This is a genomic window from Blastocatellia bacterium (assembly GCA_025054955.1).
In the GTDB taxonomy this organism is placed as follows: Bacteria; Acidobacteriota; Blastocatellia; order HR10; family J050; genus JANWZE01.
This window is the reverse complement of the sequence record JANWZE010000062.1, coordinates 42,475-65,455: the sequence shown is the minus strand read 5'-3', so window position 1 is coordinate 65,455 and position 22,981 is coordinate 42,475. Positions and strand designations below refer to the sequence as shown.

Annotated in this window: 18 protein-coding genes; 17 read left to right on the top strand and 1 reads right to left on the bottom strand. The window is 53.6% G+C overall.

Annotated features, from left to right (window positions below; genetic code table 11):
* Positions 1 to 17: 17 nt before the first annotated feature.
* Complete coding sequence (locus NZ823_08920) at positions 18 to 1,250, top strand: PQQ-binding-like beta-propeller repeat protein (GenBank protein MCS6805247.1); 1,233 nt, start codon at positions 18 to 20, stop codon at positions 1,248 to 1,250.
* Positions 1,251 to 1,265: 15 nt separating this feature from the next.
* On the opposite strand, the gene NZ823_08915 is transcribed toward NZ823_08920, so the two are convergent.
* Positions 1,266 to 2,705 carry an MFS transporter gene (locus NZ823_08915; protein ID MCS6805246.1) on the bottom strand — a complete coding sequence of 480 codons (1,440 nt, stop codon included), beginning with the start codon at positions 2,703 to 2,705 and terminating at the stop codon, positions 1,266 to 1,268.
* 66 nt (positions 2,706 to 2,771) lie between these two features.
* Between NZ823_08915 and NZ823_08910 the strand changes: the two genes are divergently transcribed.
* The 16 genes from NZ823_08910 to NZ823_08835 all read left to right on the top strand — a co-directional run bounded on the left by NZ823_08910 (position 2,772) and on the right by NZ823_08835 (position 22,977).
* Positions 2,772 to 3,509: an iron-containing redox enzyme family protein gene (locus NZ823_08910; protein MCS6805245.1), complete on the top strand. Its 738-nt coding sequence runs from the start codon at positions 2,772 to 2,774 to the stop codon at positions 3,507 to 3,509.
* Between the two features lie 11 nt (positions 3,510 to 3,520).
* Complete coding sequence (locus NZ823_08905; protein ID MCS6805244.1) at positions 3,521 to 5,122, top strand: ATP-dependent acyl-CoA ligase; 1,602 nt, start codon at positions 3,521 to 3,523, stop codon at positions 5,120 to 5,122.
* A 7-nt stretch (positions 5,123 to 5,129) separates the two neighbouring features.
* Positions 5,130 to 6,299 carry a thiolase family protein gene (locus NZ823_08900; GenBank protein ID MCS6805243.1) on the top strand — a complete coding sequence of 390 codons (1,170 nt, stop codon included), beginning with the start codon at positions 5,130 to 5,132 and terminating at the stop codon, positions 6,297 to 6,299.
* Between the two features lie 21 nt (positions 6,300 to 6,320).
* Complete coding sequence (locus NZ823_08895) at positions 6,321 to 6,602, top strand: zinc ribbon domain-containing protein (GenBank protein ID MCS6805242.1); 282 nt, start codon at positions 6,321 to 6,323, stop codon at positions 6,600 to 6,602.
* Between the two features lie 103 nt (positions 6,603 to 6,705).
* Positions 6,706 to 7,866, top strand: coding sequence for an acyl-CoA dehydrogenase family protein (locus NZ823_08890; protein ID MCS6805241.1), 1,161 nt, complete (start codon positions 6,706 to 6,708; stop codon positions 7,864 to 7,866).
* Between the two features lie 84 nt (positions 7,867 to 7,950).
* The gene (locus NZ823_08885; GenBank protein MCS6805240.1) at positions 7,951 to 11,154 is read left to right on the top strand and encodes a TonB-dependent receptor; all 3,204 of its coding nucleotides are present in this window, start codon (positions 7,951 to 7,953) and stop codon (positions 11,152 to 11,154) included.
* 7 nt (positions 11,155 to 11,161) lie between these two features.
* Positions 11,162 to 12,637 (top strand): amidohydrolase, encoded by a 1,476-nt coding sequence (locus tag NZ823_08880; GenBank protein MCS6805239.1) that lies wholly within the window; start codon positions 11,162 to 11,164, stop codon positions 12,635 to 12,637.
* Between the two features lie 22 nt (positions 12,638 to 12,659).
* A complete protein-coding gene (locus tag NZ823_08875) occupies positions 12,660 to 13,136 on the top strand; it encodes a nuclear transport factor 2 family protein (protein ID MCS6805238.1) in 477 nt (158 codons plus the stop codon).
* A 20-nt stretch (positions 13,137 to 13,156) separates the two neighbouring features.
* Positions 13,157 to 13,552: a Dabb family protein gene (locus NZ823_08870; protein ID MCS6805237.1), complete on the top strand. Its 396-nt coding sequence runs from the start codon at positions 13,157 to 13,159 to the stop codon at positions 13,550 to 13,552.
* Positions 13,553 to 13,558: 6 nt separating this feature from the next.
* The gene (locus tag NZ823_08865; GenBank protein ID MCS6805236.1) at positions 13,559 to 15,019 is read left to right on the top strand and encodes an amidohydrolase family protein; all 1,461 of its coding nucleotides are present in this window, start codon (positions 13,559 to 13,561) and stop codon (positions 15,017 to 15,019) included.
* A gap of 54 nt (positions 15,020 to 15,073) precedes the next feature.
* Complete coding sequence (locus NZ823_08860) at positions 15,074 to 16,396, top strand: MFS transporter (protein ID MCS6805235.1); 1,323 nt, start codon at positions 15,074 to 15,076, stop codon at positions 16,394 to 16,396.
* A gap of 75 nt (positions 16,397 to 16,471) precedes the next feature.
* Positions 16,472 to 17,899, top strand: a complete 1,428-nt coding sequence (locus tag NZ823_08855; GenBank protein MCS6805234.1) for a dienelactone hydrolase family protein — start codon at positions 16,472 to 16,474, stop codon at positions 17,897 to 17,899.
* Positions 17,900 to 17,912: 13 nt separating this feature from the next.
* Positions 17,913 to 18,368 (top strand): hypothetical protein, encoded by a 456-nt coding sequence (locus tag NZ823_08850; GenBank protein MCS6805233.1) that lies wholly within the window; start codon positions 17,913 to 17,915, stop codon positions 18,366 to 18,368.
* An 8-nt stretch (positions 18,369 to 18,376) separates the two neighbouring features.
* On the top strand, positions 18,377 to 19,852 hold the full coding sequence (locus tag NZ823_08845) for an amidohydrolase family protein (GenBank protein MCS6805232.1): 1,476 nt from the start codon (positions 18,377 to 18,379) through the stop codon (positions 19,850 to 19,852).
* Between the two features lie 28 nt (positions 19,853 to 19,880).
* Positions 19,881 to 20,966, top strand: coding sequence for an amidohydrolase family protein (locus NZ823_08840; protein ID MCS6805231.1), 1,086 nt, complete (start codon positions 19,881 to 19,883; stop codon positions 20,964 to 20,966).
* 112 nt (positions 20,967 to 21,078) lie between these two features.
* Entirely contained in the window at positions 21,079 to 22,977 is a 1,899-nt protein-coding gene (locus NZ823_08835; GenBank protein MCS6805230.1) for a YCF48-related protein, read from the top strand.
* Positions 22,978 to 22,981: the final 4 nt, after the last annotated feature.

Sequence of the window (22,981 nt, the reverse complement as noted above, 5' to 3'; positions counted from 1 at the left end):
AGACACGACACAATCGGATGGAACATGAACTTGGAGTAGACAAGGTAACACATCTGCATCTGCGTTGGGAGTTTGAGGCAGGCTCTGGAGTTACGGCGACACCGGCGGTCGTTGGCAGCCATGTTGTGATAGGTAGCTGGGATGGTCGCGTCTATGCGTTGGATCGCTATTCAGGCAAGCTCCTATGGGTCTGGGAGGCCGGCACGCGCCAGTATGCACCTGATCGCCGGCTCGGTATTTTTGCTTCGCCAGCGATTGACAGCAATGCTGTGTATATCGCCTCGGATCGGGTCATTGCCTTAGACCTCACCAGGGGTCAACCGCTGTGGGAAACCGTCGTTGGTGACCCAGACAATACCGGCGAGTATTTTTGGGCTCCGCCGCTGGTTCACGGCAGACGGCTCTATGCTGGCATCTCCTGTGGTCGTGAACACCAATCACGTGGTCGCGTTGTTTGCCTTGATTCTACGACAGGGCGGCTACTGTGGAATTTTTTCACGGTTGCTGAGGATGTTGCTGGCGGGGCTGTGTTTGCTGCTCCATCGCTGGACATTCGCACGCGAACAGTTTATGTAGCGACAGGAAGCCCATTCCGGGTGCGACCGGGCCGGCTTCGACACAGTTGCAGCCTAATCGCGCTTGATGCCGATACTGGGAAGCTACGCTGGGCTGATCAGGTTATCCCTCCTGATTTGAGAAATCTTGATCTGAACTGTCCGCCGATGCTACTCACAGTGGTGCGCGGGCGCCGACAACAGCGGTTGATTGTGGTTGGCGGGAAAGATGGTATTCGTGCTTGGGATCAAGTAACGCGAAGGCGATTATGGCGCGTTCAGTTAACTCCGGCGATACCACCTGGCGGCACAGAATCGGTGCCGACGTCGGGGCCAGAAACGGGACCGACGGCTACAGCCGATGGACTGGTGTTTTTTGCATCGAATAATCATCAAGACCGAAACTGTGTGATTGCGGCATTGGAAGCCGTCACTGGAGACATTGTCTGGATGCACACGTGTCCGGCATTTCAGTTCGGCCCGATGTCAGTGGCAAACGGCGTGGTTTACTTAGGTTTGACTGATGGTAAGTTGAGAGCGTGGCGCGCAAGCGATGGCCAGTTGCTTTGGGAGTCATCTGCGTATCAACCGATCGCTGCTGGCCCAGCCATTGCTCATGCGATGGTGTTCATTGGCACCGGTGCTGGGCAATATTTGCCCGGGAATAAGCTGTTGGCGTTTGGGCTTAGGCGTTAGGTTTCACCCGGTAATCTATTTTTCGTCCTTGATTGCTGAAGACAGAATTACCAATGATCCAATGGCGGTAGCGATCAGGAATGTACACTGGAGAGCCGAAACGAATGCTTGTCGTTCCAACATAAGCGATGATTCCCCAGAGGTTGACAGGTGTTGCAACGCCGTGAGCTGGGCGAAGGTAAAAATCAAGCTGATGGTGGCCACGCCGCTCATGGAGCCAAGATTTTTCATCGCTCCGATGAGGCCCGATGCAACACCGAGACGATGGCTGGGGACAGCTCCCACCATTTTGCTGTTATTCGGCGGTTGGAAGAGTCCGGTGCCTAAGCCAAATGGGATTAGACGAAGCATCACATCGAACCTTGTCATGCTGGCGTCGAGGGTGCTAAGCGACAGGAGTCCAAGGCAGTTGATAGTGGCGCCGATGAGGCACACTGGCCGTGCTCCAAATCTGTCAGCGAGATAGCCACCCAGCGGAGCGGCTCCAAGCAGAACCAGCGGCACTGGAGCTAGGATCTGGCCTATTTGCGTCGGGCTGTAACCGAGAACACGATCAAGGTAAAACGGAACCAGAAAAATGACTGCTGACATGGCCCAAAAGCTGAGAAAACAACTGGCCGCCGCAACGCTGAAAGCGCGACGTTGAAAGAGCCTCAGGTCTAGCAGTGGATGTTTGTTGCGCACTTCGATCAACAGAAACATGAGAGCAAAAGCCAGTGCCGTGATCAACAAGCCGATTATCATAACGCTTCGGCCTTCATGCCTGGATAGGCTGTTAGATAGGAGAAGAAAGCAACTAAGGCCAGCGACGAGGGTAATCGAGCCTGGCCAGTCGAACGGTTCGGTTTGTGGAGATGTTGTGGATGCTGGCAAGAATCTAGCTGATAGGAATATGGCAATAATGCCGATAGGAATGTTGACGTAAAAAATCGCTGGCCAGCCAATGTGCTCGGTCAGGAATCCACCAAGCAACGGACCGGAGATGCCAGCCAATGCCAGTGTGGAGGCGTTGAGACCGAGCGCTTTGCCCCGTTCTACCAGAGGAAAGGACTCGGTCAGGAGAGCAATGCCGTTGGCCAGTAATGCTGCCCCACCGATACCTTGAATACAGCGAGATGCGACGAGCAACCAAAGGGATGGTGCGGTGCTGCACAGAGCCGACCCAATGGTGAAGATGATAAAGCCGGCTATGTAGACTTTTTTGCGACCGTACATATCCGCGACTCGACCGAAGACGACAGTGAGTCCAGTGATCATCAGCAGATACGCTGTGACGACCCACTCAACGTCAGGGATGTTAGCCTGAAAGTACCTGGCCAATGTGGGCAGCGCGATATTCACAATGCTCGAATCAAGATACGCGATGAACGTTCCCAGTGAAACGCAAAGCAAACAGAGCCATTTTTGACGGATTGTTCCGGCGTATCGTAGCGCCGATAGGGATTCGCTTTCCACAGGCACGCCATTCTAGGGGTGCTACAATATCAAGTCAAGGAGCCAATTTTTTAAGGAGATGTGATTATGAGAGAAGATGCACAATCAACTAAGAAACCATGGGAGTGTGCCGATGCTGAAGAACTGATTGTGAAACTGAGAGCCTATCGCGACGAGCGGCATGTTGCCGATCATCCATTTACTCAGTCCATCGTCAATGGGACGATCAGCCGCGAAGGCATCATTGGCTATCTCGGCCAATTTTGTGTGTATGTTGAACGAGGCGGAAAAGCCTGGTTACCATGGTTGCTCGGGAACATCCCTGTTGATCTTGAGCACCGCCAAGCCAAAAACGTATTACTCGATAATCTGTACGGCGAGTTTCGTAATCCGGCTGACCACGTTGACTTGTTATTGGATATGGCGGAGAAATCGTTTGGAGCAGACCGCCATGCGCTTTATTATGCGACACTGTTGCCGGAGACCAATGCGTTCATGCGAGTCATGGAATATTATGCGCGTGACAGACCTTGGCAAGAGGCGATGGTCTGTCTTGGCTTCGGGTTGGAGACACAAAGCCCACGCTACTTTACGGCCATACGTGATGGGCTGGTCAAGAACTATGGCATGACGGAAACCTTCTACTACGACATGCACATTATCGCTGACATTGATCATGGTGAGAGCATCGAGATGCTAATGCGGAACTACGGTAAACCTGACAAAATGGAGTCCATGTGGAAGGCGGCGACTGAGGCGATTGATGCCTATCAGCTCTGGCATGATGGACTCTATCGAACGTACGTTACCGGAAAGCGGTTTTGAGCCTGAAGGCTATGGAGCATGCAGTCCAGGATCGTTTACTTAGTCGGTTGCTCGAAGATCGTGCTGCCACGTATGGCGAGCGGCTGTTTCTGAACTTCAAAGGTGAGCAGAGTATCACCTATCAAGGCCTGGATGAGGAGGCAAATCGTTATGCCAACGGCCTCCGGGCATTGGGCTTGGAGAAGGGGAAAAAGCTGGCCCTCATGTTGCAGAACAGCCCAGAATATCTCTACTTGCTATTGGGAGCAGCCAAACTTGGCGTTGTGACCGTGCCGATTAATACGGCTTATAAAGGCGAAGGGTTGGTGCATATCATCAACAATTCTGATGCTGAGATATTAGTTCTCGATGATCTCTATATTTCGACTGTCAATGAGATTGCCGCTCACCTGACTCGCCTGCGCCTGTTAGTTGTTCATGCCGGCCATGCGTTTGAGCGCGATTCAGGTTTGTCTCACCTGGATTGGCTCCCGCTGGATGCCCTGCGAGCATCTTCAGCTGAAAAACCGATCGTTGAGGTACGCCACACGGATCCAGTCATGATCCTCTATACAGGTGGCACGACTGGATTGTCAAAAGGCGTAGTGATGACCAACCACTTTTACTACTTCTATGCCCAGATGGTAGCTAACAGCATTGGGTATACCGAAGAGGACATTTCCTACACATGCATGCCACTGTTTCACATCAATGCGCAAATTGGCTCGATTATGTCGGCGCTCTACGCCGGCGCACAGGTTGCTCTATATCAGCGATTCAGTGCTAGTACGTTTTGGGATGAGATCATTGCTTCGCAAGCGACGATTTTCCTCGGGATGGGCGCAGTCGGGAATATCTTGATGAAGAACCCGCCATCTGCGAGGGATCGAGAAAATCGGGTCAGGTTAGCCGTGATTGTTCCGCCGCCTGGTGATCTGGAAGGGTTTGAACGCCGGTTTGGGCTGCGGGTGATTTATGAAACGTTCGGCATGACTGAGTGTTTGATTATTCCGCCAAAACTCTATGAGCCTCGTCGCCCTGGGTGTTGTGGCAAGCCAATTGAGGACTATGAAGTCCAGATTGTTGACGATGATGATATACCACTGGCCCCCAGACAAACAGGCGAGATCGTCGTGCGTCCACGCCAACCGTATACGATGATGTCCGGGTATTACAAAATGCCTGAAGCCACGCTTGAAGCGTTTCGTAACTTATGGTTTCACACAGGCGACCTCGGCTACTTCGATGAGGACGGTTTTTTGTATTACGTCGGTCGGAAGAAAGATGCGATTCGGCGTCGTGGCGAGAATATCCCAGCTTTTGAAATTGAGCGGGTCGTCAATCAACACCCAGCGGTGCTCGAATCGGCAGCCATTGCCGTTCCCTCAGAGCTGGGAGAGGATGATGTGAAAATCGTGATTGTGCTTAGGCCGGGCCTGTCAATGACGCACGAAGAAGTGGTCCGTTATTGTGAATCCCGCATGGCGTATTTCATGGTCCCTCGTTATGTGGAGTTCAGAGAGGCTTTGCCGAAGAATCCTTCACAGCGGATTGAGAAATACAAGCTCCGTGCTGACGCGCTCAATGCAGCAACGTGGGATCGTGAAAAAGCGGGTATCGTGCTGAAGAGGTAACGGAGACGTGAGCTTTCTTCGTGGCAGGGTTGCCATTGTTGGGGTTGGACAAACCGAGGTCGGTTGTGTTCCGCACCTGACGGCGACACAGATGTATGCCAAGGCCTGCCGACTGGCCCTTGACGATGCTGGTCTTACAAACAAGCAGATTGATGGCATGATCACTGCCAATTCATGGTCACAGCCGCATTATTATCATGCTGAGTGGATAGCTGAATATATGGGCATCAACCCACATTACTGCCTAACGCTAGGAACAGGCGGAGGTACGATGATTGCAGCGATTCAACAGGCTGTGAGCCTCATCGTTGCGGGCTTGTGTCAGTCGGTACTGGTGGCAGCGGCGGATAACTGGTTGAGCGCCTTCTCTCGTGAAAAGATGATCGAGTTGATGGCTGCCAATGCGGGGCATCCGCAGTTTGAAATTCCCTATGGGACATTTGTTCCGGCTCTCTATGCCTTGGTTGCTCAGGCTCATCGTCATGCTTCTGGAACACGCCCAGAGCAATATGCGCAAGTAGCTGTTGTTGCCCGCAAGCACGCATTTCTGCATCCGGGCGCGCAGATGCGACAACTGATCACGCTGGATGACGTGCTGAACTCCAAGCTGATCGCTGATCCGCTGCACGTACTGGAGTGCGCATTGGTCTCAGATGGTGGTGCTGCACTGGTGCTAACCAGTGTAGAGCGGGCCCGAGATTTGAAATCCAAGCCCATTTACATCCTTGGTCTCGGTGAAGCACATCAGCACGAGCACGTCAGTCAGGCTATTGATCTGGCGAGGACAGCTGCTGTCGAATCTGGGGCGCAGGCATATGAGATGGCTGATCGCCGACCTGTAGATATGGATTGCGCCATGTTGTACGATCCATTTACGCCAACCGTGATTATGTTTCTTGAAGACCTAGGGTTTTGTGAGCGAGGCGAGGGTGGAGCATTTGTCGAGGCTGGCCAGACACAACTAGGCGGCCGGCTGCCGGTCAATACCAATGGGGGATTGCTCGCCTATGCGCATCCGGGCAATCCTGGTGCGCTACTCTTACTCGTTGAGGCTGTGTTACAACTGCGCGGGCAATGCGGCGCGCGGCAGGTGGCGAATGCACGAACTGTGTTGATTCATGCCGAAGGTGGAATCATGTCAACCCATGCGACAGCCATTTTATCCACCGAGGTGTGAGCGTTGGTTAGGAGTGATATTATGCCGATTTATGAGTATGAATGTCAGCGTTGTGGTCATATTTTTGAAGTCCTTCAAGCGATGAAGTCTGGTTCACCTAGCGGATGTGTGCAGTGCGGTGGGCAGGTTGAACGAATTTTGTCAGCTCCATCACTCAATTTCAGCAAATTTGCCAGCCGCTCAGCGGCTCGACATGCCAAACAATCGGTCAATCAGCAAGCCAGGCAGGAGCAAGCTCGGCTGGTGGAACACTCCGCGAGGACAGGTATTCCCTACGAAGATTTATTTGAGGCTCATGAGTGAAATGGTGAATTGGGGTGCAACGTAGCAATTCCTGGTGGTCTCAACCTACCATCCTTCAGGAATCATTCCTCGCATATTGGTTATTCAGTGTTGGAGGTGTCTGATGATTGATTTCTCCCTGAGTGACGAGCAACGAGCTTTGCAAAAACTCTCACATGAGTTTGCTGAGCGAGAGATCGCGCCGGTCGCGCGCTACTATGACCAGACAGCGGAGTTTCCATGGCCAGTCTTCCACGCGGCATTTGATGTCGGACTCATCAATCTCAATATTCCGCACGCTTATGGTGGTCCAGGACTGGGGATACTGGATGAATGCATCATCAATGAGGAGCTGACATGGGGATGCCCGGGGATTGCCGGTGCGTTGGGGATGAATGCTGTTGCAGCAATCCCTATCATTGTGGCTGGCACAGAAAAGCAAAAGAAAGAGTATCTGGGACGAATGACGTCGGATCGTCAGATTGCTTCATACGCTGTTACAGAGCCGGCTGCCGGCTCCGACGTTGCTTCTATCCAGTCAACTGCTAGGCGAGTTGGGAATGAGTATGTGTTGAACGGGACCAAAAACTTCATCTCGAATGGTTCCTATGCGCACTTTTATATCGTTTTTGTCAGCACAGATCGGGAGAAGAAATATAATGGTCTGAGCGCATTCATCGTCGAACGCGAAACCAAGGGCGTCTGCGTGACCAAGAAGGAGGACAAAATGGGCCAACGGGCATCGGACTGTGCGCAGATTATCTTTGAAGATGTGGTCGTCTCTAAAGATAACCTGCTCGGTCACGAAGGCAGCGCATTCAAGATCGCCATGCAAGTGTTTGATCGGTCGCGACCCGTTGTCGCTTCGACCGCAGTGGGCGTGTCACGGCGGGCAATGGAACACGCTATCGCCTATGCACAACAACGGAAAACCTTCGGTCGGCCGATCGCTCGGCATCAGGCCATCAGTTTTAAGGTGGCTGATATGGCCATTCAGATTGAGGCAGCACGGTTGCTGACATGGCAAGCGGCCTGGATCGCTGATCATGGTCAGCAGAATACACGACAAGCAGCGATTGCCAAGGCGTTCGCCGCTGACACATGCATGCAGATTACAACTGAGGTCGTGCAGATATTTGGCGGATATGGATACATGAAAGACTATCCAGTCGAAAAACTGATGCGCGACGCTAAAGGCATTCAAATCTACGAGGGCACGTCTGAGATTCAACGGTTAATTATTGCCAGACAGATTTTCAATTCAGATCAGGCTGTCGCCGATTGACCAGAGTGATTGATGGATTTGCCTAGAATTGGCATTATGAATCCTTTTCAACGAAGGCAAGCACCACTCAGGGAGGCTAAACGTATGAGTCAACTTAAGATCAAGTTTTGGGTTAAGATCAAGTTTTGGGCGCGACTGGCCGTGATAGTCGTAGTCATCTCAATGCCGATGGCGTCATCGACCACTGTCGCGTTTGCTCAAAGCACCAAGGCAACGGTGTCAGGGACAGTCACTGATCAGGGTGGCGCAGTCGTGGTCAATGTCAGGATTTCGGCCACGAACAAGGGAACAGGCATTTCGCGGGAGACGAACACGGATGAAGCAGGTCGCTATCGTCTGGCGGAACTGTCGCCCGGCTTGTATGAGATCAAAGCCGAGCGCGATGGATTCAAGCAGGAGGTGCGCAGTGGGATTGAGCTGACAGTGGGGCGCGAAGCCGTGGTTGATTTCTCGCTCGCGGTTGGCTCGATTCAGGAGACCGTCCTGGTGCAAGGTGACGCGCCGCTACTGGAGACAACCAATTCAGCGGTCCGCTGGCTGGTTAATGAGCGGCAAATTGAGCAGTTGCCGTTGAATGGTCGCGACGTGTATCAACTGGCGACGCTGCAAAACGGCGTCATCAGCACGAGCACCATCACGTTCGGTCAGGATGAGGTTGGGCCCGGCGCGACGCGACTGTCGGTCAATGGCGGCCGGTTGGATTTCAATACCTATTATCTCGATGGCACGGAAACGGTGGATGCGTTTGGCTACTCACCGGGGGGCCTCAGCGGCGGGTTCCTCGGCGTGGATGCGCTCCGAGAGTTTGAAGTGCTCACGTCAAATTACTCAGCCGAGTTTGGCCAGGGCGGCGGGGCCATCATCAATGCTGTGACTAAAAGCGGCGGAAACGACCTTCACGGCACAGCCTTCATCTTCCATCGCAATAGCGCACTGGATGCGCGCAATTTCTTCAACGCCCAAAAACTCCCGTTCAAGCGGAATCAATTTGGAGGCAGTCTGGGGGGACCCATCGTCAAAGATCGAACCTTCTTCTTTGGCAGCTTTGAGGGATTGCGGCGGGGCGAAGGCACGTCGACCATCTTCAACGTTCCGAGCCCAGCCGCCCGTATGGGAAATCTCACCACCGGTCAGGTGATGGTGCATCCCAACGTGCTGCCGTATCTGGCCCTGTATCCGATGCCAAATGGACCCATCTCTGGAGACACGGGGATCTTTCGCAAGGACTTCAATGAAGTCACCAACGAGGATTTCCTCACGATTCGACTGGACCATCAGTTGACAGAGAAACTCAGTATGTTCGGTCGCTACACGTTTGACGATTCCGAACTGACCAAGGTGGCCGCCGTCATTCAGAATCAGGTTCTCACCAATCGGAATCAGTACATGACCCTCGAAGGGAATTGGTTGATCACATCGCGCGCGATCAACAACGCTCGATTTGGCTTCAACCGGTCGGCGTTTGTGAGCGACTTCCCGTTTAACGTGCCAGTTAGTCCGGACCTGGGGTTTCTGCCTGGCCACCCGATGGGCGCATTCTCGCTGGCCGGGTTCACTGAGCTTCGACCGGCCCTGACGGCCGGGCGCAATTTTGTCCTCAACACGTATGAGGTCAGCGATCAATTTCTATACACCCGCGGAGGGCATAATCTGAAGATCGGCGGGTTGCTCCGCCGCTACCAGCTCAATGCGAACTCAGCGCTCGTGCCGGATGGCGTTTACGTGTATGGCGGCGGGCTCAACCTGTTTCTGACGGCGCGCCCTCAGGTTCTCTATATCCCAACACCGGGAACGGATTTCTATCGGGCTATCCGTCAATCCCTGTTTGCCCTCTATGTCCAGGATGACTGGAAGGTGCGGCGCAACCTGACATTGAATCTGGGATTACGCTATGAGACGATCAGCACGCCGACGGAAGCCAATGGCCGGGTCTCCAATTTCCGCAATTTCACCGATGCCACGCCCGTGGTGGGCGATCCCTACATTGATAACCCGTCGCGGGGGAACTTCGGGCCGCGCATCGGGTTTGCCTGGGATCCGACCGGTAATGGCAACTGGTCGGTCCGTGCGGGCGCGGGGATTTTCTATTCGGAATTGTTCCCTATGCGGTATCGCTTCCAGATTTCCAGCGTCCCGCCGTTTTCCAGTTTCCGGGTGATACCGGGGATCAATTTTCAAACGGGTGCTCCGTGCTTTCCAAGTTGTTTTGCCGTATTTGGGAACAATCCGATTCCTGTCCCTGGCTTGTTGTGGTTGACCCAGTTCAAGGCCGAGCAATCCACCGTCTACCAGTGGAGCCTCAACGTACAACGTGGACTCGGTCAAGACTTCGTCGTCACGGCTGGCTACATTGGTTCGCGCGGTGTGAACCTACAAACGGGAAACAGCACCAACATCCGGCGTGACTTCCAGTTTGTCAACGGTCAACGGTTTTATCCGCAGATTTCGAACATCCAGGCCGCACGGTTGAATCCGGCTTACGGTGCCATTCAGCTCCTCGGGTTTAATGGAGACGCCTATTATCACGGGCTCCAACTGACGGCGACGCGACGACTGTCCTCTGGCTTGCAGTTCCATTTTGCCTACACCTATTCCAAGTCTATTGACACAAACTCTTCGATTGATTCCACCTTCACCAACGCGCAGCTTGGCGCCGATATGCAAGATCCATTTAATTCACGTGGCGATCGCGGGTTGTCCGATTTTGATGTGCGACACAACTTCGTTGCCAATTTCCTTTGGGATGTGCCGCTGGGCAAGAATCGGTCGGGCGCCGCGGGCGTATTGGCCAAAGGGTGGTCCCTTGGCGGTATTCTCAATATGCGATCCGGGTTTCCGTTTGGTCCGGCCATTGGGTTCGACCGGGCACGAAGTGGGATTGATAATGTGCAGTCTCAACGCCCCAATCTGGCGCCGGGCCGCAACCCAGCAAGCGCGGTCACTGGGAATCCCTCGCGGTATATTGATCCCTCGATCTTCCAGCTTCAGCCTGCCGGTTTTTATGGAAGCGCTGGTCGGAACATCTTTGAAGGCCCCGACCTCCATGTGTTCGACTTTTCGGTGATCAAGCGGACACCGATTACTGAGCGGTTGAATACAGAGTTTCGGTTTGAAGCCTTCAATCTGTTCAACCATACGAATTTCGGACCTCTGGATTCAGCCAGTCGCCTTGTTTTCAGCGGCGTGGATGCCAATGGCAACGGTATCGTCCCCGCGAGCTTTGGACAACTGACACGCACGACAACCAGTTCGCGTCAGCTTCAATTTGGCTTCAAGTTCATCTGGTGAGGAACCTATGCCCCGAAAATCGCGGTTTGAACCAGAACCGAGGTTGCCTCTTAAACTCGACGCCACTTCCAATGGTGAGTACCATCCTGTGCCCCTTCACCCTGACGTCCAGTTGGTGAAGTCCTTGGCAATGGAGCAAGCCGAAACCAATGCGCGGCGGCTTGGCTGGTCGCGACGACGGTTTTTGATGAGTGCATGCGGCGTGGCGACCACGATGCTCTGCATGAACCAGGTATTTGCGCATCGGGGCAATACCGGCGGATTCTTCGATGTCAGTCCGGACATGGCGCTTGACCCGGAAGCAGCGGCGACTGTGGTGGCCGGGGATGAGTTCATCTTTGATGTCCAGACACACCACATCAGGCCTAGTGGTGAATGGCTCAAGCGGAATCAGGAGTTTGTTGATTTTATGAGTTATTTTGGACAAACCAAATGTGGCGAATCGGACCCAGCCAACTGTCTGACCCGTGATCATTATATCAAGGAACTTTTCCTCGATAGTGATACGGCGATGGCTGTCTTAAGTGCTGTGCCGCCCGTGTTCGCTGATGTGCCGCTGACAACTGAAGAAGCTGATGCCACCCGTGCTGTCGTCGAAAAGTTAGATGGCTCACCGCGCTTGCAGATTCACGGTCTGGCGCTGCCCAATCTCGAGCCGAAGAAGGCGCAACTGGAGGCCATGCAACGACTGGTCGAACAATGGAAGATCAAGGCGTGGAAAGTCTATACGCCGTGGGGTCCCGATAAGAAAACAGGATGGTGGCTGGACGATCCGACCATCGGTATACCCTTCATTGAGAAGGCCCGTGAACTTGGCGTCAAGATCATTTGCGCTCATAAGGGGCTCTCTTTGCCTGGCTTCACATTTGATTACGCTAGCCCTCGCGACATCGGCGCAGTTGCCAAAATGTTCCCGGACGTCACTTTTATTGTCTACCATTCAGGGTTTGAGCCGTCAGTACCAGAAGGTCCGTATGACCCCAACACGGCCAAAGGCATTGACGCACTCATCAAATCGCTCCACGATCACGGAATTCCCCCCAATGCCAATGTTTATGCCGAACTTGGAAGCACCTGGCGTCAGGTGATGAAGAATCCGGCGGCGGCCGCTCACGTCATCGGCAAGCTGCTCAGGTTTGTCGGTGAGGACAGAGTCTTATGGGGAACGGATTCGATCTGGTTCGGCTCGCCGCAGGATCAGATTCAGGCGTTCCGGGCGTTCCAGATTTCGCAGGAGTTTCAAGAACGATACGGCTACCCGGCACTGACCAAGGAAATCAAAGCTAAGGTCTTCGGTCTGAATGCGACCGTTCCTTACGGCATTGATCCGAAAAAGATACTGAAGAGAATTCGCCGTGACCAGGTAGAGAAGACCAAAATAGCCTACATGGAAAACCCTCAACCGAGTTTCAGTACCCATGGCCCGCGGACACGGCGTGAGTTCCTCAGTCACCTTCATCAGCGCGATGGATGGCCTGCATAACAATGTGAGCAAGGAGAATCTGATGAAAAAAATCACACGTTCGCTCGTTTCAATGTTGCTGTTTGTGCTAGGGCTGGCCGTCGAACAAGTGGGCACGGTGAGTCAAAACCGCCCCGAGAAAGAGCTTTTGGACATTGAGAGTCGCATGACCTCTGCCTACCTAAACAAGGACATGGCGGCCTTTTTTCGGAGCGTTGATGAAGAATTGAGCGCATTCCACGCTTCCAATCCATATCGCCTCGACGACCGCAAAACGGTTGAAGATGGATTGAAGACGTTCTACAAATACTCGACTGCCACGGGTCTGTACAAGGTTCAACCGCGCGTGCAGATCGTTGGCGATGCGGCGGTAGTGACGTATCACTTCATCGAAACTGGGGAAGCCGAAGGCGGCAAGCTGTACGCGTATGAAGGCAAGCAAACTGATGTGTTCGTCAGGAAGAATGGCCGGTGGACGCTCATTCACTTTCACAGTTCGCGGGTGACCAAGCCCAGTTAGTTCAATATCTGAGGAGATCCATGACGCAACAAAAACTGTCTCTTGCATTCGTCGTTGTAGCCGTGTTGATTGGCGCGTTGCTCGGAAGTTGGGCGACGACGGCAACAACCTCAGCCGGCAGTAAAAAGATACGCCGTACGATTTTGCTTAATTTCAAACCCAATACATCGCCGGCTCAGATTCAACAAATTATTCGCGAGGTCAAAGCCAACATTACGCAGATCGAAGGCGTCCGCCATGTGGTAGCTGGCCCGCAGATCAATCAGAACGCCGCCTTTCAATATGGCATCTCGATGGATTTCGACGATGAAGCGGCTTTGAAGCGATATCGTCAGGATGAAGGCCATCGCGGTACACATAACAAGTACGTTCACCTCATCGCGCAATCGCAGATCACCGATTTGTGCGAGGAATAAAATTGGATGAGAACCTCACAGGGCATAGTCTCATTTGTCAGTCTCACGCTAATTCTTAGTTTTCAGCAGGTAGAGACTGGCGGAGATCGGCCGCATCCCATCGTTATCGAAGGCGGCACGTTGATTGATGGCACGGGCGGCCCCGTCATGGAGAACGCCGTCGTGGTAGTACACAGAAACAAAATTGCGGCAGTGGGCAGAAAGGGGAGCATCGCATATCCGAAGGCCGCCCGCGTCATTCGGGCGGATGGCAAATTCATTCTGCCTGGACTCATTGATGGGCACGTGCATTATGATGCATGGCACGGTGAATTAACGTTGGCGCACGGCGTGACCACAGTCAAAGACACTGGCAATCCGGTGGAATGGTTGAAAGCGTTGAGTGCCGCTTTGGATGAGGGTTTGGTCAGAGGGCCGCGGCTGTTCTATACCGGCAATAGTCTGACAGCGCCTCCAGCCCTGAGAGATCATCATATTGGTTTGGAGAGTCCGCAGATGGCCCGCCGTGCAGTTCGCCTGCTGAAAGAAAACGGCGCCATTGCAATCAAAGTTCATCAGCAGATTACCCTGGAGTTATTGCGCGTCGTCGCTGATGAAGCTCACAAACTCGGCTTGCGCGTTACAGGTCACATACGTCGTCTGGGAGCCATACAGGCGGCGTTGGCCGGCATTGATGCGCTTGAACACTCCACCGGCGTGGCGCGTTCGACCGGGCCAAACGCCGAGTTTATTCAGGACCGAGAACCAGAGAACGAGCTCACCGGCTATTATGACGACCTCAATGAGATGGCTGAAATGAAACCGGAGAATTTCGCCCGGCTGATCAGATTGCTGGTTGAAAAAAAAGTAGCCATTCAGCCGACGCTGGTGACGTACTTCCGAATAGCTTCCGACCACCGCCAAGCGTATGCGCAGGAAGATGCAATGTTCGCCAGAAATGAAAACCTGCGCTACGTGCCGGACGAAGTGAGAAAGTTATGGCGAACCTCCGTGCTGTTTGAGCCCAAAAGCCCGGAGGAACGAGACCGGTTCCGCCGCGCCTATCGGAATATGAGCCGGTTCTTGAAACAATTCCATGACGCTGGTGGGAAGCTACTCGTGGGCAGTTCAACCAGTGTCATGGTGCCGGGGCGGAGTTTGCATCGAGAGATGGAAATGATGGTTGAGTTGGGACTATCGCCGGGAGAGGTCATCCGAATGACGACGCAAGGTAATGCGGAGTTTTTGCGAAAAGAGAAGGAATTGGGGACCATTGCGGCCGGCAAGTTCGCCGACCTGATTATCGTGAAAAGCAATCCGCTGGACGATATTAAAAATATTCAGCAGGTTGAATTGGTGATCAAAAATGGGAAGGAGGTTGATACGAGCTATAACCCGGATTACGCCATGCCGATTCCCAGGCCCCAACTAGAGCGGCCTGTGTGGCTTGAACAGCAATTGAAGAGGGAAGCCAGAGGTAAGATGTAGCAAGCAAGAGGCGGGAGGAAAGGTCGCAGCTCCACTGATTTATTGACCTATTGTATGACCGAACCAAATCCCCACAAACCGAAATGGCCTGTGCGGTACCGATTGGTTGGATTGCTCACCATCGGTGCAATGATTAACTTTGCTGATCGGGTGAACATCTCCGTTGCTGCACCGGTCATGATGCCGGCGCTCGGTTGGGATGAGGCGAAGTTTGGTCTGATTTTCTCAGCTTTTCTCGCCGGCTACACGCTGTTTCAGTTTCCTGGCGGTTTGATCGCTGACCGTTGGAATGCCAAGAAAGTAATTGCATTGTCCTGCCTGTTTTTTTCGCTGTTTACTGCGCTCACTCCGCTTGGCGCGATGGCCTTTGGGTTGATGTTAGTCATTCGTTTTTTGGTTGGCGCATTCGAGTCAGTGAGCTTCCCGGCCTATGCTTCGTTCAATGCTCGTTGGATTCCTCGGCACGAGTACAGCCGGGCACAAACAATCAGTCTCTCCGGTTCATATTTGGGGCAAGCTATTGCCTATCCGTTCACCATCTGGATGGTGCAGGCGTTTTCCTGGCCGATGGTGTTTTACGTTAATGCAGCCATCGGTGTGGTATGGATGGTTGCTTGGTTACTGATGGCCACCAATCATCCGACCGAGCACCCGCGCATCAGTCAGGCTGAGTTGAAAATGATTCAGGAGCATGTCATCCCACGTCGTACAACCGAAATGGTTTCTCCATGGGGCATCCTCAGGTCGCGCCCCGTGCTCATGCTGTCGTTATCGTACATGTGTCTCGTGTTTGGTGTGTGGATGATCATGTTGTGGCTGCCGACATATCTGGTCAAAGGCCGTGGGTTCACATTACAGCAAATGAGTTGGATCGGCATGATTCCGACGGCGGCCAGCTTTATCGGTTTGGTGAGTGGTGGCGTGCTATCAGATCAACTGTTGCGGCGAGGTTTTCAGCCACACATTGCCCGCATCAAAGGACCGGCAATGTGTATCATCCTGGGCGTGCCGTTTTTGGTTGCTGCTGTGCTGGTGCCATCAGGCAGCGTGTCGGTCGCCTGTTTTGCTGCCTACCTATGCATTATTAATCTCGCCACCGGTGGCTACTGGGGTGTTCCGCTGGAGCTCGATCCCAAGCTGGTTGGGGCGATTTCCGGAGTGATGACATGCGCAGGAAATTTCGGTGGCATGTTCGGTCCATCAACAGCCGGGTATATTTACAGAGCCACCGGTAACTGGGCATTGCCCTTTCTGGTCGCGGCTGCCATGGCAGTCGTGGCATTCGCCATTTTCTATTTCTTGGTTATACCTGAATCTCAGGCGAAACAACGGACGGCAACACAATCAGTGGCGCTGGGTGAATCAACCCTAGAATAGTATGGTGGATATATGGGGCTTAGTTATTACTCCTTCCTCATGTTTGTATGGCTCGCAACTGCTGGTGGACCTCCGGTGTCTGCGCAGAACTCGTCTATAGAAATAATTCAAGCGCCTCAGGCTATACAGAAAGAAATCTCATTCAAGACCGAAGACGATTGGACGATCTATGGTACGCTGACGATCCCGGTTAATTTGCGGCATGAAGAAAAGCGGCCGGCGGCCTTGTTATTACACGGTGCTACGCACACGCAGATTGTTTGGGCTGTATATCCTGGTTGGGTGAAGGTTCAAGAGTCACTCGTTACGCTGCGAATTGATTGGCGCGGGTGCGGGAAAAGTAAGAGGCAAATTCCCTTTGCTGCTTTCTCGCCGGCGCAGCGCGAACGGGTGAGGTTGGATGTAAGAGCCGCCATTGATTTTCTAGCCGCACAGCCGGAGGTCAATGCGATGCAGATCGGTGTGGCGGCTGAAGGATTCAGCGCTGATCCAGCTATCATTGAAGCGGCTGGAGATGCGCGCGTGAAAGCCTTTGTCATCATTTCAGGCCGTCTCAGTGAACAAGCATTAGCCCTTATGACTGCTTACTCGGACAAATCCGTGTTGTTCATCGTTAGTCGCGAAGACAAGCCGAGCCTCGACAGTTTGCTCGGAGCGCACCGTCTGATGGCGTCCTCGACAAGCGAAATCTGGGTTCAGGATGGACTCGGCGTCGGTCTGGCGATGGGCAGTCTGTGGCGCAACAAATATCCCAATCAACCGCTCGAACAAGCGATTGATTTTAGGGCCGGGGCCTGGCTTGTCAATGCACTGCGGCGCCCTGAGCCGATTGGCGAGGTCATGCTTCAGACGCAGGATGGTTGGATTCTTTATGCTCATCTGGGATTACCGGATCGAACTAGTACCGATCAACTTGTCCCTGGTGTCATCCTGTTGCCGACAGCGCTTTCCGACCGCATGAGCTACTACAACCTTGAACGCGCATTTGTCAAACAGGGTATAGCTGTGCTGAATTTGGACTGGCGTGGCATCGGTCAGAGTACGAATCGTGGAACTTTGTTGGATATGTCCGTCGAGACCATGTCTGAGGCATTGAACGACGTTCTGGAGGGATATAAATTTTTGCTTTCCCAGCCAGGCATTGATCGGGAACGCATCGGCATTCTCGGTACAGCATTCGGCGCCAAGCTCGCTTTGAGCGCAGCTCGAGAGATTCCGCAGGTGAAAGCCATCGCCATGCTCACGCCGGTGGTGAAGCCGCATGAGTTGGCTGGTGACTGCGAAATCGCAGCGGCCATTAAGCAACCTGTCCTACTCGTCACCGGCGATGCGTTCGGCGCGTCGTCGAAAGCATTTGTGGAGTTCGTTGCCCGAAACGGTCGAAACAAAATCCTCGTCTATCCGGGTGGCATGTTAGGCTACTCGTTGTTTGAGGTTGACGTGACGCTCGGCTCCACGCTTGTACAGTGGTTCAAAGAGCGATTGAATGAAACGAAATTCTAGGAGGAGGAGCGACATGAGACAGCTACTCGGAACGTTTGTGACCATCTTGATTTTCGGCGGACTCATTCCATCTCAGGCTCAGCGAGGCGTCGGTTTTGAGGAGAAGAGCCGCCCCCTGTACCACATCGCGTTCGTTCAGGCCAAACCGGGCAGGGATCGCGAGTATCGAAAGTTTGCCATCCAGGTTTTTAAACCGATGTGGGAGGAGGCAGTCAAAGCCGGTGTGATTGAAAGCTGGACAGCTTACGAGCATCCGGTTTATTTCGGGACAAATGTCGGATATTCGCACATCCTCATCGTGAAGGCGAAAGGCTTCGCGACGTTTGACAACCTCATTCCAGAGTTGTTGAAAATCTGCGAAGAGAAATTTCCGGGGCGGGATATTCAACGGGAAGCCGAAGCGTTGATGGAAATCGTCAAAAGCGATGTGCTCTACGAATTTGCCAGCACGTCCGGAGCTAGGGAATAGCCACACCGATGCACCATAACCGCGAAGGAATGAATCGGCAGAAAGCGATGGCCTCTGCCGCTCTGTGTGCGTGTTTCGTCACGCTGCTGGTGTTGACGCTCACGACGGCTGCGACCGGACCTCAGGTCACAGTCATCACGGGCGCGACGGTGATTGATGGCACGGGGCGAGCTCCTATTCGAGGCGGCGTAGTCGTCATTGAGGGGGACAGGATCAAAACGGTCGGTCGCGCAGGAAAAGTGAAATGGCCGCGTGATGCGCAAGTGGTGGAAGCCGCCGGCATGTATGTCGTGCCCGGACTCATTGACATGCACACGCATTATCGGGAGTGGCAGGGCGAGTTGTTTTTGGCGCACGGCATCACCAGCGTGAAAGATCTCGGTAATCCTGTCGAGTGGATTTCCGCATTGAGTCGAATGCAGGTCGCGGGTCAGTTGCGCGGGCCGCGTCTTTTCTTTGTCGGCAACAATCTAGATGCCTCGCCGCCTGAAGGTGATCATCATATCGGCATAGCCAATTCATCGGATATTGAGCGGGCGGTCCGATTGCTTCATCAGTTGGGCGTGACGGCGATCAAGGTCCGGCACAAAGTGACGCCTGACCAACTAGCTGAGATAACGAAGGCCGCTCATGCGCTCGACCTTCCCGTGACGGGCCATCTTGGCAAAACGGATGCGATGGAAGCCGCGCAATCCGGTTTAGACGGCCTTGAACACGCGACCGGCGTGGCGCGAGCGGCGTCCAAAATGCCTGGACAGGTCAAGACAGATGCCAAGGGCTTGGCCGTTTTCCTCGAAGATCTGCGCGGTTTTTCACAGATGGATAAGGCCAAGGAAACGGCGCTCATCAAAAAGCTTGTTGAAAAGCGTGTAGCGCTCATCCCCACGCTGGCTGTGCGCCGGCGTATTTTGTTGGATACCGAGCTCGCGCGTCAGGAAGACAGCAAATATGCCCGCGATCCATCGCTCGCGTATGTCCCTGAGTCGGTGCGGCGGCATTGGATTGAGGCGCCTGTTGAGCAGAAAATCCTTGAAGCATTTCGCGGCGCGGAGATGGATATGATGCGGAAAGGCTACCGGCGGCTGGAGCGTTTCGTGCGGGAATTCCACCGGGCCGGTGGCTTGGTGCTAGCCGGCTCAGACAACCTCAATGGCGTGCCGGGCATCACGCTCCACCGAGAACTTGAAAGTCTGGTGGCCGCCGGATTGGAACCATACCACGCGTTGCGGGCGGCCACTCATTCTGCCGCACGGTTTTTGAACCGTCGTGACCTCGGCTCGATTGAGCCCGGTCAAATTGCCGATATGCTCGTCGTCAGAGCCAATCCGCTCGATAACATAAGACATTTACGAGAGATCGAGAAGGTGTTTCAGGGTGGACAGCTAATAGAAATTCGTTTCCAGCCCGACTATGCGTTGCCGCCGTCACGGCCGCAGCTGGTCCGGCCGCTTTATCTGGAACGTCTACTCGCCGAAAGCAATTGAAGCAACTTGAAAAGGAGGAAAAGAGATCATGATAGTTGATAGCGATACCCACATTAACGAGCCAGTGGAAGTGTTCGAGAAGTTCCTCGAAGAACCTTATCGCTCACGCCGGCCGATCATCGTCAAGGACACCTACGGGTTGACGCGGATCATCATGGAAGGGCGGCTGTACCCTGAGCCGCGATTGAAACAGGCACACAAAAAAGTCGAAGGACCGAAGATGGGAGGCGTTCAACCTGGCGCGCAAGACCCGCTTGCGCGGATTGGCGACCTGGATCTGGAAGGGATTCATGTTCAGGTCATCTTTGGCAGTATGGGGTTGGGTTTGAGCGCGCTGCCGGACAAGGATTTTGCTGTGGCCATGAGCCGCGCTTGCAATGACTATTACGCTGACTTTTGCAGCGTGAATCGGCAACGGCTCAAGGCGATGGCAGCGCTACCATTGCAAGATATTCCAGCGTCGGTTCAGGAGGTGCGGAGGGCCATCCAGGAACTGGGGCATGTTGGTATTGCGATGCCGCCAAACGTCAATGGGAAGAATCTCGATCACCCAGATTTTTATCCGATTTACGAAGAGGCTCAAAAGCTCAACATTCCAATCGGCATCCATTGGGGAAATGGCGCGTATTTGAATGCGGCTGGCACGGAGCGGTTTGACACCCACTTCATGTCGCACTTGGTTGGGCATCCATTCGAGCAGATGATCGCGTTGGCTTGCATCATCTGCGGTGGTGTGATCGAACTGTTTCCGAAACTCCGGTTTGCATTCCTGGAAGCCGGATGCAGTTGGGTGCCATATTGGCTTGATCGTATGCACGAACATTATGAACGACGCGCTGCTGAGGTACCGTTAATGAAGCGGGAGCCGATTGAGTATTTCCAAAGCGGCAGTTGCTTCGTCTCGACTGAGCCTGACGAACGCATGTTGCCGGCGGTTGTTCAGGCCATTGGTGATGATTTCATTTTGTTCGGTTCGGATTATCCACACACAGATAGCAAATTTCCCAATGCTGTCCGGTGGGTACGTGAGCGAAGCGATTTGACGGAGGAGTCGAAGACGAAAATCCTGAGCAACGGGGCTCGGTTCCTTGGGTTGAGCGCCTCAGTAAACTGAGCCAGTGTATTCGAGCGAGGCGTTGTTCATGTCGTCGGTGGCGACGCCCAGAAACGATCAGGATGGATCATAGGCGGGACGCCTGTGATCCATCCTCGGAGGAGGCTCGTTGATGACCAAGTCATTGCGGTTTCTTTCTATCATGCTCGGTGGAACTATGATCTGTCTGTTGACTGCTGGCCCTCATGTTTCATCCACAGGGTTGGCTAGGCAGGATGTCAGGCCGTTGCCAGGGCCGCCAAAGTTTTTTGCATTGACAGTCAATTCGGCTGGCCACGTTTTTGCCGGGACTTATGCTAGCGGAGTTATTCGTTCAACCGATGACGGAATAACGTGGCAGCCGGTCAATACAGGTTTACCGACGCTCAGTGTCCATGCGCTTCTAGTGGCTCCTTCAGGACATCTGTATGTGGGCACGAACGGCTATGGTGTCTACCGATTGACAAGCGATGGGGACAGTTGGATGCCAGCTCATGGTGGGATAGAACGTGTCGCAGTGTTCAGCCTCGCCGCCAATGCGACTGGCCACTTGTTTGCCGGGACGCATGGAAGCGGCATTTTCCGCTCGGCCGATGGTGGATTAAGCTGGCAGCCGGTCAATACAGGTTTGACAAACAAAATTGTCTTCTCGATTAAAGTCAATGCCGCTGGCGAGTTGTTTGCTGGGACGTGTAAGGATTTTACTTCGCGGCTCGCTGGCGGTGGTGTGTTTCGCTCGACCGACAATGGCCGGACATGGGCATCAGTTGATGACCGGTTGTCGAAGGTAGCTGTCTATGCGTTGGTGGTGACGCCCTCTGGACGGGTATTAGCCGGAACGCATCAGTTGGGTGTATGGCGTTCGAGTGAGACGGGAGAGCAATGGGAGCCAGTCAATGCAGGCTTGACAGATTTATATATCTACTCGCTGGCCGTTAGTGTGGTGGGGCACATCTATGCCGGCACTGGTAGCGGTGTCTTTCGCTCGACCGATCAAGGAAAAACATGGGCGCCGATACACCAAGGTATGGCGACGCCTCGTGTATTTTGCTTGACCACAACGGCAGCCGGCTCGCTACTAGCTGGAAGCTATGAAGGCCTCTGGCGCTCAACCAATGAAGGCAATTTGTGGGCGTCTGTACATACCGGTTTGACGGTTGCGCAAGTCTACGCCTTGGCCATCCATTCGGCCGGCCATTTGTTTGCCGGCACTGGCGGCGGCGTGGTGCGCTCAAACGATGAAGGCAAGACGTGGACGCCGATTGAGATGGGGCTGTCCAACCCGATGGTATTCTCCTTGTTCATCAGCGACAAAAAGGTCGTGTTGGCGGGGACTTATGAAGGCGTTCTTCGTTCTACCGATGGCGGCGAAACATGGAAACCAGCAAATCAAGGCCTGTCCAGCTCTGTTGTGTATACATTCGCCAGAAATACATTAGGTCATCTGTTTGTCGGGACCAAAGATGGTGGCGTATGTCGCTCTACCGATAATGGAGCATCGTGGATACCAATCAATGTTGGTCTGACACATCCGACTGTTCACAGCTTGTTGGTTAATGCGCGAGGCCATGTGTTCGCCGGAACAGAAAAGTTTGAGAACGGAGGCAAGTTCGGTGGCGTCTTCCGCTCGACCAACAATGGCCGAACCTGGACGTTGGTCAATCGTGGTATGCCGGCGATCACTGTTTATGGATTGGCCGTGAATGCTCGTGGGCATATTTTTGCCGGCGCGCGCGGATGTCGGGTATTTCGTTCAGTTGACAATGGTGAAAGCTGGGTGGAGTTGAATACGGGCGTGAGGAATGCCAAAATCGGCAACATCGCGATCAATGCCAAAGGGCACATCTTTCTCGGCACCGATTCAGGTGTATATCGCTCCAGCGATAATGGCCAGACGTGGTGGCCGATCAATAAGGGGTTGGATAATTTGACGGTCTTTAAGTTGGTGGTGAGTCCTTCAGGTGATCTGTTTGCCGGTACGGCAGGCGGTGTGTTCCATTCGACGGATAATGGTGACACCTGGTCGCGATGAGAGA